At 71.2% G+C, this 17919-nt stretch carries 17 protein-coding genes; 8 read left to right on the top strand and 9 right to left on the bottom strand.

Going from position 1 to position 17919, the window contains the following annotated elements; translation table 11 throughout:
- Positions 1-18 precede the first annotated feature (18 nt).
- The 5 genes from HNQ01_RS10515 to HNQ01_RS10495 form a co-directional block, all read right to left on the bottom strand.
- The gene (locus HNQ01_RS10515) at positions 19-2349 is read right to left on the bottom strand and encodes a methyl-accepting chemotaxis protein (protein ID WP_173805389.1); all 2331 of its coding nucleotides are present in this window, start codon (positions 2347-2349) and stop codon (positions 19-21) included.
- A gap of 50 nt (positions 2350-2399) precedes the next feature.
- Positions 2400-2930, bottom strand: a complete 531-nt coding sequence (locus HNQ01_RS10510) for a chemotaxis protein CheW (RefSeq protein WP_173805388.1) — start codon at positions 2928-2930, stop codon at positions 2400-2402.
- Between the two features lie 18 nt (positions 2931-2948).
- On the bottom strand, positions 2949-3314 hold the full coding sequence (locus HNQ01_RS10505; RefSeq protein ID WP_173805387.1) for a response regulator: 366 nt from the start codon (positions 3312-3314) through the stop codon (positions 2949-2951).
- Positions 3315-3371: 57 nt separating this feature from the next.
- Positions 3372-3740 (bottom strand): response regulator, encoded by a 369-nt coding sequence (locus HNQ01_RS10500; protein WP_173805514.1) that lies wholly within the window; start codon positions 3738-3740, stop codon positions 3372-3374.
- 131 nt (positions 3741-3871) lie between these two features.
- Positions 3872-4045 carry a rubredoxin gene (locus tag HNQ01_RS10495; RefSeq protein WP_173805386.1) on the bottom strand — a complete coding sequence of 58 codons (174 nt, stop codon included), beginning with the start codon at positions 4043-4045 and terminating at the stop codon, positions 3872-3874.
- A gap of 126 nt (positions 4046-4171) precedes the next feature.
- Between HNQ01_RS10495 and thiD the strand changes: the two genes are divergently transcribed.
- The 4 genes from thiD (at position 4172) to HNQ01_RS10475 (ending at position 9160) form a co-directional block, all read left to right on the top strand.
- Positions 4172-5107 carry a bifunctional hydroxymethylpyrimidine kinase/phosphomethylpyrimidine kinase gene (gene thiD / locus HNQ01_RS10490; protein ID WP_173805385.1) on the top strand — a complete coding sequence of 312 codons (936 nt, stop codon included), beginning with the start codon at positions 4172-4174 and terminating at the stop codon, positions 5105-5107.
- Positions 5108-5192: 85 nt separating this feature from the next.
- The gene (hemL, locus tag HNQ01_RS10485; RefSeq protein WP_173805384.1) at positions 5193-6485 is read left to right on the top strand and encodes a glutamate-1-semialdehyde 2,1-aminomutase; all 1293 of its coding nucleotides are present in this window, start codon (positions 5193-5195) and stop codon (positions 6483-6485) included.
- A gap of 19 nt (positions 6486-6504) precedes the next feature.
- Positions 6505-7380 (top strand): D-hexose-6-phosphate mutarotase, encoded by an 876-nt coding sequence (locus tag HNQ01_RS10480; protein ID WP_173805383.1) that lies wholly within the window; start codon positions 6505-6507, stop codon positions 7378-7380.
- Positions 7381-7417: 37 nt separating this feature from the next.
- Positions 7418-9160, top strand: a complete 1743-nt coding sequence (locus tag HNQ01_RS10475; RefSeq protein WP_217427493.1) for an ATP-binding response regulator — start codon at positions 7418-7420, stop codon at positions 9158-9160.
- 18 nt (positions 9161-9178) lie between these two features.
- Here HNQ01_RS10475 and HNQ01_RS10470 read toward each other — a convergent pair whose 3' ends face one another.
- A complete protein-coding gene (locus HNQ01_RS10470; RefSeq protein WP_173805381.1) occupies positions 9179-9823 on the bottom strand; it encodes a response regulator in 645 nt (214 codons plus the stop codon).
- Between the two features lie 371 nt (positions 9824-10194).
- Between HNQ01_RS10470 and HNQ01_RS10465 the strand changes: the two genes are divergently transcribed.
- Positions 10195-10692, top strand: a complete 498-nt coding sequence (locus HNQ01_RS10465; protein WP_173805380.1) for a hypothetical protein — start codon at positions 10195-10197, stop codon at positions 10690-10692.
- Between the two features lie 17 nt (positions 10693-10709).
- Here HNQ01_RS10465 and HNQ01_RS10460 read toward each other — a convergent pair whose 3' ends face one another.
- On the bottom strand, positions 10710-11771 hold the full coding sequence (locus tag HNQ01_RS10460; protein ID WP_173805379.1) for a 6-phosphofructokinase: 1062 nt from the start codon (positions 11769-11771) through the stop codon (positions 10710-10712).
- Positions 11772-11896: 125 nt separating this feature from the next.
- On the opposite strand from HNQ01_RS10460, the gene mpl reads away from it, so the two are divergent.
- The 3 genes from mpl (at position 11897) to fabG (ending at position 14723) form a co-directional block, all read left to right on the top strand.
- Positions 11897-13279 carry a UDP-N-acetylmuramate:L-alanyl-gamma-D-glutamyl-meso-diaminopimelate ligase gene (gene mpl, locus HNQ01_RS10455; protein WP_173805378.1) on the top strand — a complete coding sequence of 461 codons (1383 nt, stop codon included), beginning with the start codon at positions 11897-11899 and terminating at the stop codon, positions 13277-13279.
- A gap of 5 nt (positions 13280-13284) precedes the next feature.
- Positions 13285-13887 carry a YqiA/YcfP family alpha/beta fold hydrolase gene (locus HNQ01_RS10450; protein WP_173805377.1) on the top strand — a complete coding sequence of 201 codons (603 nt, stop codon included), beginning with the start codon at positions 13285-13287 and terminating at the stop codon, positions 13885-13887.
- 95 nt (positions 13888-13982) lie between these two features.
- The gene (gene fabG, locus HNQ01_RS10445) at positions 13983-14723 is read left to right on the top strand and encodes a 3-oxoacyl-ACP reductase FabG (RefSeq protein ID WP_173805376.1); all 741 of its coding nucleotides are present in this window, start codon (positions 13983-13985) and stop codon (positions 14721-14723) included.
- 141 nt (positions 14724-14864) lie between these two features.
- On the opposite strand, the gene HNQ01_RS10440 is transcribed toward fabG, so the two are convergent.
- Entirely contained in the window at positions 14865-15509 is a 645-nt protein-coding gene (locus HNQ01_RS10440) for a DUF3592 domain-containing protein (RefSeq protein ID WP_173805375.1), read from the bottom strand.
- 117 nt (positions 15510-15626) lie between these two features.
- Positions 15627-17840, bottom strand: a complete 2214-nt coding sequence (locus HNQ01_RS10435) for a tetratricopeptide repeat protein (protein WP_173805374.1) — start codon at positions 17838-17840, stop codon at positions 15627-15629.
- Between the last annotated feature and the right edge of the window lie 79 nt (positions 17841-17919).

The raw sequence follows: 17919 nt of genomic DNA, 5'->3' as shown, positions 1-17919 counted from the left end.
GATGGCATGGTGGCTCGCTCAACTGATCTTGAAGCGCGCGACCGACTGGCGCAGCTCCTCGGCGGTGCGCGAGAGCTGGCGGACCAGCTGCGCTGTGGAACGGGTGCCCTCGCCGGTCTGTTCGGTCACGGCGAAGATGTGCTGGATGTTCTGGGCGACGATCGTCGCCGACTCCGCCTCGACATGGGCCTGGGCGGAGATCGACTCGATCAGCTCGGCGAGCTGGCGCGAGACGCGGTCGATCTCGGTCAGCGCGGTACCGGCATTGTCGGAGAGCTTGGCGCCCTCGACCACGCCCTGGGTCGAGCGCTCCATCGCAGCCACGGCGTCGGCGGTGTCGGTCTGGATGGTCTTGACCAGCACCGCGATCTGGCGGGTGGCGTCGGCCGAGCGCTCGGCCAGGCGCTGCACCTCCTCGGCCACGACCGAGAAGCCGCGCCCCGCCTCGCCGGCGGACGCGGCCTGGATGGCGGCATTGAGCGCCAGCACGTTGGTCTGCTCGGTGATGTCGGAGATCAGCTCGGTGATCTCGCCGATCTCCTGCGAGCTCTCGCCCAGGCGCTTGATGCGCTTGGAGGTCTCCTGGATCTGCTCGCGGATGGTGTTCATGCCGCCGATGGTGTCGAGCACCGCGGTCAGGCCCGAGGTGGCCGCCGACAGCGAGTGGCGCGCGACGTCGGCCGACTGCTGCGCCTGGCCCGAGACGCGCTGGATGCGCCCGGCCATCTGCAGCACCGCCTCGCCGGTCTCGCGGATCTCGCGCAGCTGCTCGTCGGACGCGGCCAGCAGCTCGGTGGAGGTGGCCTCGACCTGCTGCGTGGTGTCGGTGACGCGCGCGACCGTGCCCTGCACCTGCGACACCAGCGAGCGCAGCTCCTCGACGGTGTAGTTGACCGAGTCGGCGATCGCGCCGGTGATGTCCTCGGTCACGGTGGCCTGCTGGGTCAGGTCGCCCTCGGCGACCACCTGCAGCTCGTTCATCAGGCGCAGGATCGCCGCCTGGTTGGCGTCGTTGACCCGCTTGGCCTCGCGCTCCTGGCGTTCGGCCTCCTGGCGCTGCAGGTCGGAGAAGGAGGCGCGCGCGCGCTGGTCGTGCATGAACACGACCAGCAGCCCGAAGCCGCCGACGGCGCCGAGCAGCAGCGACACGCCCAGCAGCGCGACGTTGAACCAGCCCAGGCCGCCGGCCGAGGACACCTCGGACTGGACCTGCTCGAGCCCGCGGCGCAGCGACTCGGCGTCGTGGATGATCGCCGTCTGCGCCTCGCGCGCCGACACCAGGCCCTGCAGGTTGGCCAGGATGGCGCCGGCCTGCACGCGCAGGTCCTCGTGCGCCTTCAGCAGGCTGTCGAGCCGGGTGCGCAGCGTCGGATCGCGGGTGGCGGTCAGGCGCAGGTCGGCGTTGCCGTCGAGCAGCCCGCGCGCGATGTCGCGGAAGGTGTTCAGGTCCTTGCCGAGCAGGAACAGCGCCTCGGGCGAGACGCCGTCGAGCGTCAGCGCCTCGTTGGCGGACTTGCCGATGCGCTGCGTCAGCATCACCAGCCGGCCGGCGGCCGAGACGTCGTTGGGCAGGCCGTCCTGCTGCACCTTGGCCGCGGCGATCGCCTCGGCGGTGTCGAGCAGCGCGCCGGACTGGCGGTTGATCGCCTTGAGCGCCTGCGCGACCTGGGTCAGCAGCTTCTCCTGCGCCAGCACGGTGGCGGCATTGCGCTCGGTCTTCTCGACCAGGCCGAGCAGCGGCTCGATCTGGCCGCGCACGCTCAGCGGCAGCGGCTGCAGGCCGGTCTCGGGCCGCCCGCCGTGCAGGCCGCGCACGTCGGCCGACAGCACCGCCACCGCGTCGCGCACCTCGACGAAGGCCTCCGGACGGCCGGTCAGCGCCTGCAGCACCGACTTGGCCAGCCGCTGCGACTGCATCAGCGCCTGGCCGGTCGCGCCGACCTGCGCCGCGCTGCCGCTGGCCGAGCGCACCGTCAGCGCCGAGGCCAGCACCAGACCGAGCACGCCGACCGCCAGCACGCCGCCGAGCAGCCGCTGCTGGCGATCCGACCCCCAGTGGCCGATCAGCGGCAGCCGCGCGCCCGAGCCCGGCTGGGGCGGCCGCGCCGCCGGTCCGGTGGGCGCCGGCCTGCGCCGGCCCGCCATCGACGACAGCACCGAAGGCGAGGCCTCGCTGATGATCGCGTCGGGCACCGAGATGGTCGTGCCGAGCAGATGATCCTGGACGGTGTCGCGGCCGTCGTCCTCGCTGCCCGTGTACGGACCGACGATCGACGAGTCCTCCGCGTCGTGCATGCCGGCACGCGGCTCCCGCGTGCCGCGCCCCTTGAGCCTGTCAATGAAACTCATCCACGCCTCGTCGTCCTGTTGTTGGTGTGCGGACACGGCCCGCGCCTCGCTCATCCGGCGTCGACGATGCGCAGGAACCGCTCCTCCCTGGGCAGCATCGACAGGCGGACCTCCTGCCACAGGCGGCCGGCCGAATCACGCCAGCAGCCCCCGGCGAAGGCCGGCGCCGGCCGCCCGTCGGGCGGCACCGCGACCAGCTGCTCCGGATTGCGCAGCCCCGCCAGCCGGTCGACCAGCAGCGCCGCGTTGATCTCCAGCGCCGGATTGAAGGCGACGACCCGGGCCTGCTCGCGCACCGCCGGCGGCACCCGCTCGCGCAGCCCGAGAAAGCCGGCCAGATCGATCACGCCGGTCAGCGCGCCACGCAGGTTGGCCACGCCGAGGAACCACGGCCGCACATGCGGCACCTCCAGCAGCGCGCCCGGCTGGAAGATCTCGCCGGCCTCGGCCAGCGGAAACAGCAGCGGCCGGCCGGCGCATTCCACCGCGAGCCAGCCGGTCGTGTGCTCGAGGCTGCGCACCTCCTGGAGCCGCTCGGCGAGCCGGCCCTGCAGTTCTCGCAGCGCTTCCTTGTTGGCCATGGGGTGTCGGTTCCCGGTTCAGCCGAAGGCGCGGATCTTCTGCACCAGCTCGCCCGGGTCCACCGGCTTGACGACATAGTCGCGCGCGCCCTGGCGCATGCCCCAGACCTTGTCGGTCTCCTGGCCCTTGCTGGTGCACATGATGACCGGCACGTCGGCGTAGCGCGGGTCGCGGGTGATCGTGCGGGTCAGCTGGAAGCCGTTCAGGCCCGGCATCACCACGTCCATCAGGATCAGGTCGGGCTTTTCCTCGGCGATGCGGCGCAGCGCCTCGTCGCCGTTCTCGGCGGTGCGCACCCGGTAGCCCTGGCGCACCAGCAGTTCGGACAGGACATGCAGCTCGGTCCTCGAGTCGTCGACGAGCAGGATGCTGTGGATCGGCATCGGGTCGGTTCTCCGTGCGGGTGCGGCCTCAGCCGCGCCCCGTGGCGATGCCCGGCATCAGGCTTCGACCCGACCATGCTGCTGCACGGCCTGCAGCAGCTGGTCCTTGGTGAAGGGCTTGGTCAGGTAGTCCTCGGAGCCGACCATGCGGCCGCGCGCCTTGTCGAACAGCCCGTCCTTGGACGACAGCATGATCACCGGCACCGACGCGAAATGCGGATTGCGCTTGATGATCGCGCAGGTCTGGTAGCCGTCCAGGCGCGGCATCAGGATGTCGCAGAAGATCAGGTCGGGGCGGTGGTCGCTGACCTTGGCCAGCGCATCGAAGCCGTCCTCGGCCAGCACGACCTCGCAGCCGCCCTGCTTCAGGAAGATCTCGGCGCTGCGCCGGATCGTGTTGCTGTCGTCGATCACCAGCACGCGCATCGCGGCACGGTCGCGGCCGGCGTCGGCGGGGGTCGGAGCAGGTTCCAGTTCCACGGCAGCGTTCCTCGGTTCTGGCGGGGCACGGCCCTCGCGGTCTCAGGGATCCGGGTGGCGGATCAGGTCTGCACCCGTCAGATCTGCACCATCTCGAAGTCGTCCTTGCGGGCGTCGCACTCGGGGCAGGTCCAGTTCATCGGCACGTCTTCCCAGCGCGTGCCGGGAGCGATGCCATGCTCCGGATCGCCGGCCGCCTCGTCGTAGATCCAGCCACAGATCAGGCACATCCAGGTTTTCGGAGAACTCACGGCAGAGGGTCAGCTTGTCACTACAATGGCTGAGGATTGTAGCCACTGGCCTTGCCCGAAAAGCAAGAACAGGCAGCGACCTCCACAACAATTCCCAGAAACTTCCAGCGCCTTCACGCTCCCCGGATGAACCCCGCCGCAACCGATACCGCCAGCGAAGACCCCCAGGACCTGCCGGCCCCGGCTTGCGTGATGAGCTTCAACGCCAGCGACGCCACCGGCGCCGGCGGCATCGCCGGCGACATCGCCACCATCGCCGCGATGGGCGCGCATGCGCTGCCGGTGGTCGCCACCATCGTGATGCGCGACACCGCCGAGGTCTTCGAGCAGGTCACGCTCGAGGCCGACACCGTGACCGAACAGGCCCGCGGCGTGCTGGAGGACGTGACCCTGTCGGCCTGGAAGGTCGGCTTCCTCGGCAATGCCGAGACGGTCGGCTCGGTCGCCGAGGTGCTCTCCGACTACCCCGACGTGCCGCTGGTCACCTACCTGCCCACGCTGTCCTGGATGGACGACGAGGACGAGGCCCAGGCCTACCACGACGCGCTGCGCGAGCTGGTGCTGCCGCAGACCGAGGTGCTGGTGGGCAACCAGAAGACGCTGACCGACTTCCTGCTGCCCGAGTGGGACGCCGAGCGCCCGCCCTCGGCGCGCGAGCTGGCGGTGGCCGCCGGCGAGCATGGCGCCAGCTACGTGCTGGTGACCGGCGTGCAGCTGCCCAACAACCAGGTCGACAACGTGCTGGCCTCGCCGCAGGGCGCGATCACCGGCGAGAAGTTCGAGCGCTTCGACACCAGCTTCGTCGGCGCCGGCGAGACGCTGTCGGCGGCGCTGGCCGCGCTCCTGGCCACCGGCCAGGAACTGCACCTGGCGGTGTCGGAGGCGCTGGCCTTCCTCGACCAGTCGCTCGACGCCGGCTTCCGCCCGGGCATGGGCAATGTCGTGCCCGACCGCTTCTTCTGGGCGCTGCCGCCCGAGGACGAGGAGGGCGAGGAAGGTGCCGAGGACCCGATGACGGCGGGCCTGGAGCCGACGCCCGGCAAGCCGCGCAGCATCCACTGATTCCTTCGGCCGATCGGGGTCCGCCCGGACCGGACGGATGCCCGCGGCTCCAACAAGACCGCCGGCTCCGACCGGCCCGCGACCGATGACCACCAACGACCAGCTGTTCGAGCGCGCCCGCCAGGTGATTCCCGGCGGCGTCAATTCCCCCGTGCGTGCCTTCCGCGCCGTCGGCGGCACGCCGCGCTTCATCGCACGCGCCCAGGGCGCGTACATGTGGGACGCCGAGGGCACCCAGTACATCGACTACATCGGCTCCTGGGGCCCGATGATCCTCGGCCACGGCCACCCGGCGGTGCTCGAGGCGGTGCAGAAGGCCGCGGTCGAGGGCTTCAGCTTCGGCGCGCCCACCGAGCGCGAGGTCGAGCTGGCCGAGGAGATCATCCGCCACGTCCCCAGCATCGAGCAGGTGCGCCTGGTCAGCTCCGGCACCGAGGCCGGCATGAGCGCGATCCGCCTGGCGCGCGGCGCCACCGGCCGCTCGAAGATCATCAAGTTCGAGGGCTGCTACCACGGCCACGCCGATGCGCTGCTGGTCAAGGCCGGCTCGGGCCTGGCGACCTTCGGCCACCCCACCAGCGCCGGCGTGCCGGCCGAGGTGGTGCAGCACACGCTGGTGCTCGAGTACAACAACGTCGAGCAGATCGAGGAAGCCTTCAAGACGCATGGCCCCGAGATCGCCTGCGTGATGATCGAGCCGATCGCCGGCAACATGAACTTCGTGCGCGCGGCCGTGCCTTTCGTGAAGCGCATCCGCGAGCTGTGCGACCAGCATGGCGCGCTGTTCATCTTCGACGAGGTGATGACGGGCTTCCGGGTCGCGCCGGGCTCGGCGCAGAGCCTGTACGCCGCGGCGATTCCGGGCTTCCGCCCGGACATCTCGGTGTTCGGCAAGGTCATCGGCGGCGGCATGCCGCTGGCGGCCTTCGCCAGCTCGCGGCGCATCATGGCGCACCTGGCGCCGCTGGGCGGCGTCTACCAGGCCGGCACGCTCAGCGGCAACCCGGTGGCCACCGCCTGCGGCCTGGCCACGCTGCGCGAGATCAGCCGCCCCGGCTTCTTCGACGCGCTGGGCGCCAAGACCCGCGCGCTGGTCGACGGCCTGAAGGGCGCGGCCGACGCCGCCGGCGTGCCCTTCTGCGTCGACAGCCAGGGCGGCATGTTCGGCTTCTTCCTGATGCCGGAGCTGCCGCAGAACTACACCACGGTGATGACCACCGACCAGCCGCGCTTCAACCGCTTCTTCCACGGCATGCTGGACCGCGGCATCTACCTGGCGCCGGCGCTCTATGAGGCCGGCTTCGTCAGCGCCGCGCACACCGACGCCGACATCGCCGCGACGGTGGCCGCCGCCGCCGAGGTCTTCCGCACCCTCTGATCCCCAGTCTCCACGCACGATGAGCGACGACACCGCCCTGCCCCGCGCCTCGCAACCCACCGGCGCCTGCCTGTTCGACGGCCAGCCGGCCGTGCACCTGCGCTCGCCCGCCGGCGCGCAGGCCACCGTCCTGCTGCACGGCGCGCATGTCGTGTCGTGGATTCCGGCGCTCGGCGAGGAGCAGCTCTACCTCTCGCCCACCAGCGCGCTGGGCGGCACGGCCGCGGTGCGCGGCGGCGTGCCGGTGATCTTCCCGCAGTTCAACCAGCAGGGCCCGCTGCCCAAGCACGGCTTCGCGCGCAACCGCGCCTGGACGCTGCAGGAGGCCACCGTGCGCGGCGAGCACGCCTTCGCGGTGCTGCGCCTGGACGCCGACGAGGCCACCCGCGCGATCTGGCCGCACGGCTTCGCGGTGGAAATGACCATCAGCGTCGACGCGCGCCGCCTCGAGATGGAGCTGGCCGTGATCAACACCGGCGACAGCACGATCGAGTTCCAGGCCGCGCTGCACACCTACCTGCGCTGCGGCGACGTGCGCCGCGCGCAGCTCGAGGGTCTGCAGAACGTCAACTACCAGGACGCCGTCATCGACCAGCCGCGCCAGCAGTGGGTCGACGTGGTCACCATCGCCCAGGAGCTCGACCGCATCTACTGGGAAGCGCCGCGCGAGCTGCTGCTGCGCGAGGCCGGCCGCAAGGTGCGCATCATCGCCAGCCAGTTCGAGGACACGGTGGTCTGGAACCCCGGCCCCGAGAAGTGCGCCAGCCTGCCCGACATGCCCGACGAGGACTGGCCGCTGATGCTCTGCGTCGAGGCCGCGCAGATCGGCAACCCGGTGCGCCTGAGCCCGGGCGAGGAATGGGCCGGCATGCAGACGCTGGTGGCCGAGGACTGATCGTTCCGGACGCCGGGACGCGCCGCCGCCATGCGCCATGCCTGACATGCATGCCCGCCGCGTCCGGCTCCACCAGCTGGCGGCGCTGCAGCGCAACACGCCGTTCATCGTGCTCGGCAGCCTGCTGGTGGCGGCCGCGCAGACCGGCGTGCTGGCGGGCGTCGTGCCGGCGCGCCGGCTGCTTCCCTGGCTGGCGCTGCTGGGCCTGCACTCGGTGCTGCGCCTGGCGCTGTGGCGCCACACCGCGCGGCGCCGGGACTGGCCCGCCCAAGTCGACGCGCTCCTGCGGCGGCACACCGCGCTCTCGCTGACCTCCGGCCTGCTGTGGGCGGGCGGCGCCCTGGCCTTCCTGCCGCACGGCCAGATCGAACACCGGCTGCTGGTGATCTTCATGCTGGCCGGCATGGTGTCGAGCTCGCTGCATTCGCAGACCATCCACCTGCCGGCCTTCATGGCCTTCTTCCTGCCCTGCGCGGTCGGGGCGGTGGGCGGCAGCCTCGGGCTGGGGGGACCGCTCTACCAGGCGGTGGCCTTCGCCGTGTTCGCCTATGTGCTGCTGACGATCCGCTTCGCGCACACCCTCAACGGCAAGCTGGTCGAGTCGCTGCGGGCCCGCTTCGAGATCGCGGCCCTGGCCGAGCGCCTGCGCGAGCAGAAGGACGCCGCCGAGCAGGCCAACATGGCCAAGTCGCGCTTCCTGGCCGCGGCCAGCCACGATCTGCGCCAGCCGGTGCACAGCCTGTCGCTGCTGGTGGGCACGCTGCGACAGGAACCCCTGCCGGACACCGCCCGCCCGATCGTCGATCACATCGGCGAGGCGGTGCGCACGCTGGGCACGCTGTTCTCGTCGCTGCTGGACATCTCGCGCCTGGACGCCGGCGTGATGGAGGCCCGCCCCCGCGCGGTGGCCCTGCGCCCGCTGCTGACGCGGCTGGCCGAGGAGGCCCGGCCGCTGGCCCAGGCCAAGGGACTGGGGCTGCGCCTGCACGGCCCCGAAGTCACGGTGCGGACCGATCCGGTGCTGCTGGAGCGCATCGTGCGCAACCTGCTGTCGAACGCCATCCGCTACACCGAGCGGGGCCGCGTCGTGCTGGGCTGCCGCCGGCGCGGCCTGCGCATCGAGGTGCAGGTCATCGACACCGGCCTGGGCATGACCGAGGAGGATCAGCGGCGCTGCTTCCAGGAGTTCGTCCAGCTTCAGCCCGCCTCGTCGGAGCGGCAGGGCATCGGGCTGGGCCTGGCCATCGTGCAGCGCCTGGCCCGGCTGCTGGAGCATCCGCTGCACATGCGCTCGCATCCCGGCCGTGGCACCGCCGTCGGCATCGTCCTGCCGACGACGACCCCGACGCCCGAGCCCGCCGATCCGGCCCCGGCACGCCCGCCGTCGCCCCACATCGCCACCGGCCGGCGGGTGCTGGTGCTCGACGACGACCCGTCGATCCTGATCGCGCTGGAGCTGCTGCTCACCCGCTGGGGCTGGCAGCCGGTCCTGGCCGGCACGCTGGAATCCCTGCGCGAGCGGGCCACGCAAGACCATGAATGCCCCGCGCTAATCATCACCGACCTCGGCCTGGAGCACGGCACCGGCGGCCTGGAGGCCATCGAGGCCCTGCGGGAGGAATTCAACAGCGACCTGCCCGCCCTGCTGATCACCGGCAACACCGCGCCCGAGCGTCTGCGCGAGGCGCGCGCCGCCGGCCATGCCCTGCTGCACAAGCCCGTCGATCCGGACCGGCTGAAGGCGACGATCGAACGACTGGCCAGGGTCGGTGCGCCCTGAACAGACCGCGGGGTGGCGCTACAGCAATGCCGCGCCCAACCCCGGCCATGCCCGTGCGGCAATCACGGCCTGGGTCCGGTTCGTCACCCCCAGAGCCTTGAAGATCGCCCCGACATGGACCTTGACGGTCTTCTCGGTCAGCGCCAGCTCCTGCGCGATGCACTTGTTGGGCAGGCCCTGACACATCAAGGCCAGCACCTCCTGCTGCCGCAGCGTCAGATCGCCGCTTGAATCCGACGGCGCCTCCGGGGCCCGGCGCGAGACGCCGCCCACGGCCTCCAGCGTCGGCACGCAGGGGCGCCCGCCCATCACCTCGACCAGCGCCGACTTCATCGCCTGGGGCTCGGCCGATTTCGGAATGAAGCCGCAGGCCCCGGCCGACAGGCTGCGCCACACGTCCTCCTGCCGGTCCGACGCCGACAGCACCACGGAGCGCAGGTCGGGCCGGCGTTCGCGCAGCCGCGCGACGGTCTCCAGTCCGTCCATGCCCCGCATGTCGAGGTCGACCAGGGCGAGATCCAGATCGTCATGCCGATCGACCAGCCCCAGCGCCTCGGCCCCGCTGGCAGCCTCCAGCACGGCCGTCGCGGCGGCATGGCTGCGCAGGAAAAAGACCATGCCCTGCCGCCACATCGGGTGGTCATCCACAAGCAGGAACTTCATGGGACAGCGTGGTAGCGGGAATCGGATGATTTGATCACTTCGGGGCATGAATGCCTAGGCCCCGATCGATCGGTGTCGGCCTCTGTCCCGACAGATCTCACGGATCCCCCCGCTCAAGGGGAAGCCATTGGCACACAAACGAAAGGCCGCATGAATTAGCACACGCTCGCCGGGACCAATGTCCCAGTCCCGGTCCGAACCTACGACCAAAGCCTCATTGGCAAGCTCTTCCAGATCCGAAAGAATCAATTCATCGACGACAAAAAATCATTTCAGTGGGATCCGGAAACCACATCCATCCGGGGCGGAACCGAAAAGCCAGACGAGTAGGAAAACCTTCTCTTTCATTTCAGATATTTACTGGAGAAATCATGAGCATCAATGTCAACGCCAAGACCGAGATCAAGTCCGTCACCGCGCTCATCGCCAAATTGAACGACTACAAGTCGAAGAACTGGGCGATCGGCCTGACGGGCAACACCCTTGTTCCCGACGAATTCCTTGCGTTCTTCACGAATCGTGAACTGCCCTTCGCCTACTATGTCCGTTCGCAGCAAGGCGTGAGCCTGGGTGATCCCACCGCCTATCAAAACAACATCAACACCCTGAATGTCTACATGGCCAGAATCAAGGCCAATGAAAAGGCCCTGGTCACGGCCACGATCGCCACCCTCAACGACTACAAGGCCAAGAACTGGGCGATCGGCCTGAATGGCGACACGCTGCAGCCGGACAATCTCCTGCCGTTCTTCGCCACGCGCGAACTGGTGTTCGCCTTCTATGTCCGCAAGCCGGACCTGACCCTGGGGGATTCGTCGGCCTATGACAAGAACATCGCGACCCTGAATGCCTATCTCAGCAGTCTCTGAGGGGTCGGGCTGGCGCGTCAGCCGGCCTCCCCCAGACACACCCCGATCTCCCGCGCACATACCAGCAGCGGGTGATCCAGCGGCACGCGGCGGTTCTGGCCGGCGACCGAGGCCAGCGGCACGCTGGCCAGCCGCCCGTCCTGCAGCGTGACCATGCGGCCGAACTGGCCGCGGCGCAGCAGGTGCGCGGCCTCGTTGCCGTACTGCGTCGCCAGCACCCGGTCGAAGGGCGTGGGGCTGCCGCCGCGCTGGACGTGGCCCAGCACGGTCGCGCGCACCTCGGCGTCGACCCGCGGCTGCAGCTGCTCGCGCAGCAGGTGCGCCACACCCCCGAGGCGGATTGGATCGGGGCTGCCGGCGACCGTGCGCTCGACCGTCAGCGCGCCGCCGACCGGCTTGGCGCCCTCGGCGATGCAGATCAGCGTGGCACGCCGGCGCGCATGGCGCTCGCGGCAGACGGCGGCGACGCGCTCGACGTCGAAGTCGATCTCCGGCAGCAGGATCACGTCGGCCGCGCCCGCCAGCCCCGCCTCCAGCGCGATCCAGCCGGCGTAGCGCCCCATCGTCTCGACGATCATCACGCGGCCATGGCTCTGGCCGGTGGTCTCGACACGCTCCAGAGCCTCGGTCACGGTGGCCACCGCGGTGTCGAAGCCGAAGCTGCGCTCGCAGCCGGCGATGTCGTTGTCGATGGTCTTGGGCACGCCCACCATCGGCACGCCGCCGGCCTCGCCGAGCCGCGCGGCCATCGTCATCGTGCCGTCGCCGCCGATGGTCACCAGCGCGTCCAGCCCGAGCTCGCGCTGGTAGGCGACGACCTCGGCCGAGACGTCGCGGCCGCGCCAGGCAAACGGGCTGGCGGTGTTGCTGGTGCCCAGGATGGTGCCGCCGGTGGCGAGAATGCCGCCGACCTCGTCCCAGCCCAGCGGGCGCACCCGGCGCTCGATCAGGCCGAGAAAGCCGTCCTCGATGCCGATCACCTCGGCGCCGCACTGGCGGATCAGCGACTTGGTGACGGCGCGGATGACCGCGTTCAGGCCGGGGCAGTCGCCCCCGCCGGTGAGCATGCCGATGCGCATCAGAGGTACCTCTCGGTTTTCATTTCTGTCGAACCGCGGCCCCGGCAGATGCGGGGTCCGGAAGGCTTCCAGTCTAGGGGGACTCCGCTCGGCGGACCTTGAGCCGGATCCTAGAATCGCCGTCCATGCACATCCACATCCTCGGCATCTGCGGCACGTTCATGGGAGGCGTCGCCGCGCTGGCCCGCGAGGCCGGTCATCGCGTCACCGGCTGTGACGCCAATGTCTACCCGCCGATGAGCGACCAGCTGCGCGCGCTCGGCATCGACCTGATCGAGGGCTTCGCGCCCGACCAGCTCGCGCTCAAGCCCGACCTGTTCGTGGTCGGCAATGTCGTCAGCCGGGGCAACCCGCTGATGGAGGCCATCCTCGACGCCGGTCTGCCCTATGTCAGCGGCCCGCAGTGGCTGGCCGAGAACGTGCTGGCCGGGCGCCATGTGCTGGCGGTGGCCGGCACGCACGGCAAGACGACCACCACCTCGATGCTGGCGTGGATCCTGGAGGCGGCCGGGCTGCAGCCGGGCTTCCTGGTCGGCGGCGTGCCGCAGAACTTCGGCGTGTCGGCGCGGCTGGGCCGCCTCGGGGCCCCGGGCGAGCGCACGCCCTTCGTCATCGAGGCCGACGAGTACGACACCGCCTTCTTCGACAAGCGCAGCAAGTTCGTCCACTACCGCCCGCGCACCGCGATCCTGAACAACCTCGAGCACGACCACGCCGACATCTTCCCGGACCTGGCCGCCATCGAGACGCAGTTCCACCACCTGGTGCGCACCGTGCCGTCGCAGGGCCGGCTGGTGGTCAACATCCGCGAGGAGGCGCTGAAGCGGGTGCTGGCGCGCGGCTGCTGGAGCCCGGTGCAGCATTTCGGCGCCCGCAAGGAAGAGCCCGGCGCGCTGCGCGCCCGCGGCGAGCCGCATGCCTTCGACGTGCTGCGCGGCAGCCTGAAGGTCGGCCGCGTCGAATGGAGCCTGCTGGGCGAGCACAACCAGCTCAACGCGCTGGCCGCCATTGCCGCGGCCGAGCATGTGGGCGTGACGCCGGCGGTGGCCGCCGAGGCGCTCGGCCGCTTCGAGAACGTGCGCCGGCGCATGGAGCTGCGCGGCGAGGCCGGCGGCATCAAGGTCTACGACGACTTCGCCCACCATCCGACGGCGATCCGCACCACCGTCGACGGCCTACGCCGGCGCATCGGCGACGAGGCACGCATCCTGGCCGTCTTCGAGCCGCGCTCCAACACGATGAAGCTCGGCACGATGAAGTCGCAGCTGCCCTGGGCGCTGGAGGAGGCCGACCTCTCCTTCTGCCACAGCGGCGGCCTGGGCTGGGACGCGGCCGAGGCGCTCTCGCCGATGGGCAAGCAGGCGCGGGTCTACGGCAGCATCCCCGAGCTGGTCGACGCGGTGGTGCGGCTGTCGCGCCCCGGCGACCATGTCCTGTGCATGAGCAACGGCGGCTTCGGCGGCATCCACGCCAGGCTGCTGGACGCCCTCGCCGCGAAAAAGGCCTGACGCGCATGACCTCCGCCGCGCCCCCCTCGACCACCCATCTGCTCTATCTGCACGGCTTCCGCTCGTCGCCGCAGTCGATGAAGGCGGCCAAGATGGCGGCCTGGGCGGCCGAGCAGCCGGGACTGACCTGGTGGTGCCCGCAGCTGCCGCCCTCGCCGGCCGAGGCGATGGCGCTGGTGCGCGAGGGCACGAGCCACTGGCCGGCCGGCCGGCGCGCGGTGATGGGCAGCTCGCTGGGCGGCTTCTACGCCACCGCGCTGGCGGGCGACGGCGGCTGGCGCGCGGTGCTGATCAACCCGGCGGTGCATCCGGCACGCGACCTGGCGAAATACATCGGCGAGCAGACCGCCTGGCACGATCCGGACGTGCGCTTCTTCTTCCGCGCGGAATTCATCGCCGAGCTGGAGACGATCGACCCCGGCGCGCCGCGCGAACCCGCCGCCGTCCAGACCTGGATCGCGCAGGGCGACGAGGTGCTGGACTGGCGCGAGATGGCCGCGCGCCACGCCGCCACCGAGCTGCATGTGCTCGAAGGCGGCGACCACGCGCTCAGCAGCTTCGACACGCACCGCGACGCGATGCTGCGCTTCCTCAACCTGTGCCCCTGATTCCTGGCCTACAAACCGGAGGTGGCCCGCCGGGTCGCCCCACCCTGCCCGCCCATCCCGCCACTTTCCCCCTGCTGCACGAGGAGACAGCCCGCATGCGACTGAAGGACAAGGTCTCGATCATCACCGGCGCCGCCCAGGGCATCGGCCTGGCCACCGCGCTGAAGTTCGCCACCGAGGGCGCGATCGTCATCGTCTGCGACATGAAGCCCGAGGCGGTGGACGCCGCGGTCGCGCAGTGCCGCGAGGCCGGCGCGCAGGCGACGGGATTCGCGGTCGACGTCACCGACCGCGCGGCGGTCGACGCGATGGTCGCCGCCGTCAAGGCGCAGTTCGGCCGCATCGACGTGCTGGTCAACAACGCCGGCATCACCCGCGACGCGCGGCTGCAGAAGATGACGCTCGAGCAGTTCGACGCGGTCATCGACGTGAACCTGCGCGCGGTCTTCCACTGCGCGCAGGCGGTGGCCGACACGATGGTCGCGCAGGGCGCGGGCGTCATCCTCAACGCCAGCTCGGTGGTCGGCATCTACGGCAACTTCGGCCAGACCAACTACGCCGCGACCAAGTTCGGCGTCATCGGCTTCACGAAGACCTGGAGCCGCGAGCTCGGCCCCAAGGGCGTGCGCGTCAACGCGGTGGCGCCCGGCTTCATCGAGACGCCGATCCTGGCGACCATTCCCGACAAGGTGATGGACCAGATGCGCGCCGAGGTGCCGCTGCGCCGCCTGGGCCGGCCGGAGGAGATCGCCAATGTCTACGCCTTCCTCGCCAGCGACGAGGCCAGCTATGTCAACGGCGCGGTGCTGGAGGTGGCGGGCGGGCTGACGGTCTGATCCTGCCGCTTGCTGCAGCGCAGCCTAGACCCGCCCGCCACCCCCGGCACGCACGACTCGGGTGAATGGAGTCGATTGTGGGAAGACGGATCCGGAAGATCCTCCGCGGATCGTGATGAAAAAGGATCCGCCCCCGTCCGGTCACAGTCCTGCGCTCGCCTGCCACAGCACCAGCGCGATGCGCACGCACACGACGTAGCCCGCCAGACGCAGGGCCAGCGACAGCAGCGTGCCCGGCAGGCCGCGCCGGGCGGCGGCCTCCTGCCAAGGGAAGACCGGCGGCAAGCACCCGGCAGGATCGACACGGATGCGCAGCTCATGCCCGTCCGGCAGCCGCTGCCTCGCCTCGGCCATCGTCTCCTGGAGATCGCAGAGGGCGGAGCGCACCTGGCCGTCATGCACATAGACGCAGGACAAGACGACCACGTCGTACTCCTCGCTGACCTCGCCGCCGGTGTGGCGAACCTCGGTGCGGTGCCCGGTGACCCGTGCCGGCACCTGCGGCCAGTCCGGGATCGCGCAGCCCAGGACATACGCCTGAAGCACGTCGAACATCGAGGCCAGCAGGAACTGCACGCCCAGCGCCAGGAAGAAGACCGTCAGCGGGGGAGATCGCAACAGCTCCGACAGATCCCTGCCGCTTCTCGTCCAGGCCGCGGCCAGGGCCAGGCCGATGACCAGCACCAGATGGATGCGCACGACCAGCGTCGCCAGCCTGCAGATGAAGGCCAGACGGCGGCAGGCCGGGCTCAGACCCGCAACGGGCGGTTCGTTCGGTAGCGTCATCGGATCTCCTCCTGGGCATCACGCGGATCGCGTGAGGCCATCGTGCCGATCCGGCCGGACACGATCATCACGCCACGGTGATGAACGATGACAGGCACCGCGGGCCGCGGCGCGGCCTCAGCGGCCCGGCCGCCCCCCGGCCTTCGCGACCCCGAGCAGGTCGCGGCAGGCCACAGCATCCGGATGGGCGAGCCCATAGGTGCGCTCGTAGATCTGCAGAGCGGAGCGCGCCTCGCCCGCGGCCGCAGGGAAGCGACCGGCGTGCAGATGCACCTCGGCCAGACGCAGGTGCGCCTGGGCCACCGCGGGCGTGCCGCGGGTCCCGCCACGATCGAGCACCTCCAGCACCTGGCGCAGCAGCGGCTCCGCCGCCCGCGAACGACCGGCCGCATCCAGCACCTGCGCCAGCGCGATCTCCGCGATCGCGGTCGGTCCCGCCCGGCGGCCCCAGCGCAGCCGTCTCAGGTCCACGGCACGCCCGACGCGGGCCAGGGCCAGATCGAACTCGCCGCGACGACGATGGAGACCGCCCAGGCTGACCAGCAGGCCCGGCAGGTCCGGGTCGGCAGGATCGGCCGCCTCCAGCAGGATCAGCGATGCCTGCAGCGTCGCCTCGGCCTCGGACAGCCGCCCGGCCTGCACCCAGACCCGGCCGAGCGCGCCCTGCAGACGGGCCAGGCGCAGGTCCCGCGGATCGCCGGTCTGCCGGCGCCGGATCTCGATGGCCCGGTTCAGGGCGGCCTCGGCGGCCGGCAGATCCTGCATCTCGGCGAGCACCGCCCCCAGATCCTGCAGCAGATCGACCTGCCGGGAAGGCGCCGCGACCTGCAGCGACTCCTGTGCCGCCAGCGCCTGCCGCAGGACGGCCGCCGCGTCGCCCAGCAACCCCTGCTGCCGCAGCGCCAGGGCCAGGTTGGACTGCAGCGTGACGATGTCCGGCGAAGTCGCGCTCCGCAGGGACTGCTCGGCCTGCAGCGCCTGGCGCAGAACCGGCGCGGCCTCGGCAGGCCGCCCCTGGGCCAGCAGCACCAGGCCCAGCTGGTTGCGCAGGCCGGCCATGCGACCCTCGGTGAGTGCACCGGCAGGCTGGGCGGCCTCGATGTCGAGCGCGATGCGCAGATGCCGCTCGGCGGCTTCGTTCAGGCCGGTCTCATGCTGGGCCCGGGCCAGCGAGGCCAGCGCCTGTGCGGTCTCGGGATGCTGCGCCCCGCGCTGTGCCCGGGTCTCGTCGACGAGCCGGGCCAGCAGGTCCGCCGCCTCCCGGGCACGATCGAGACGGATCAGCAGATCGCCGATCCGGGTCCAGATCGCCAGCAGATCCGGGTGGAAGGCGCCCCGCACGCCGCGGCGACGGCTGTCGAGCACGGCCATCACCTGCACCAGGGCCTCGGCGGGCCGCTCCTGGAAGACCAGCACCTCGGCCAGACGCGTGCGTGCCAGATCGAGATCGATGTCGCGCGGCCCCGGATGCACGGCAGCCACCTCGAGCGCGGCACGCAGCGTGCGCTCGGCGGGAGCCGGCTGCCCCAGGACCATCTGCACCTCCCCGAGCTGGCGCAGCGCGTCCAGTCGCACCTTCGGCAGCGCGGGCGCCCCCTGCTCGTCGAGGACCGCCAGCACGCGCAGCAGCACCGATTGCGCATCCTCGGCCCGCCCCCGCTCGAGAAGAATGGCCGCCAGCGCCAGCCGGCAGGGCAGGAGGTCGGCCGGCGTCACGCCGACCCCGGCGGCCGCGGCGGACTGCAGCAATTGCAGGGCCTGGCGAACCGCGGCCTCGGCTTCGGCCAAGCGGCGCTGCGGCATCAGGAACAGGCGTGCCAGCAGCAGATGGTCGCGTGCGGCCGGCATGGCGCCGACCGGAAGCAGGGCCATGCGCTGCGCCAGCACCTCGCGCAACGCCGTCTCGGCCTCGCGGGGCTGCTGCAGCCGGCGCAGCGCCAGAGCCCGCTGGACACGGGCACCGAGAACCACCGGGTGAGCGGCACCGACGGCACGGCTCCACTGGGCGATCTCGTGCGTGCGGGCGCGCAGCTCCGCCGCGAACTGGCCACGACGCTCCTGGGCCTCGGCCAGAAGCGCCCAGGCCCGCCCCAGCAGGGCTGCGGTCGCGCCGTCGTCGGACGGACCGAGGCCGACAGGCTCCGCCTGCAGCCGCAGCAGCGGCTCGAGCCGGTCGACCACCTGCTCCAGGCGCCCCTGCTCCAGCCAGGACTCGGCCTGCCCCACCGCCTGCTCCAGACCCGCCGCCCGTCCGTCGGCGGCCAGCACCGGCCCCGCCACCACCCAGGCCAGAAGCACGGGCACGCTCGCCCGCCCCGTCGAACCGATCATGCCGACCTCCCTTCATGTCGTGTGCTGCGGCAATGCGCTGCAACAGGTCGACCCTAGCCCAGGGCCGCCCGAGGATCAC

The organism is Sphaerotilus uruguayifluvii (genome assembly GCF_013294065.1).
Lineage (GTDB): Bacteria > Pseudomonadota > Gammaproteobacteria > Burkholderiales > Burkholderiaceae_C > Sphaerotilus > Sphaerotilus uruguayifluvii.
The sequence above is the reverse complement of the archived record's forward strand: the minus strand, read 5'-3'. Positions and strand labels throughout refer to the sequence as shown.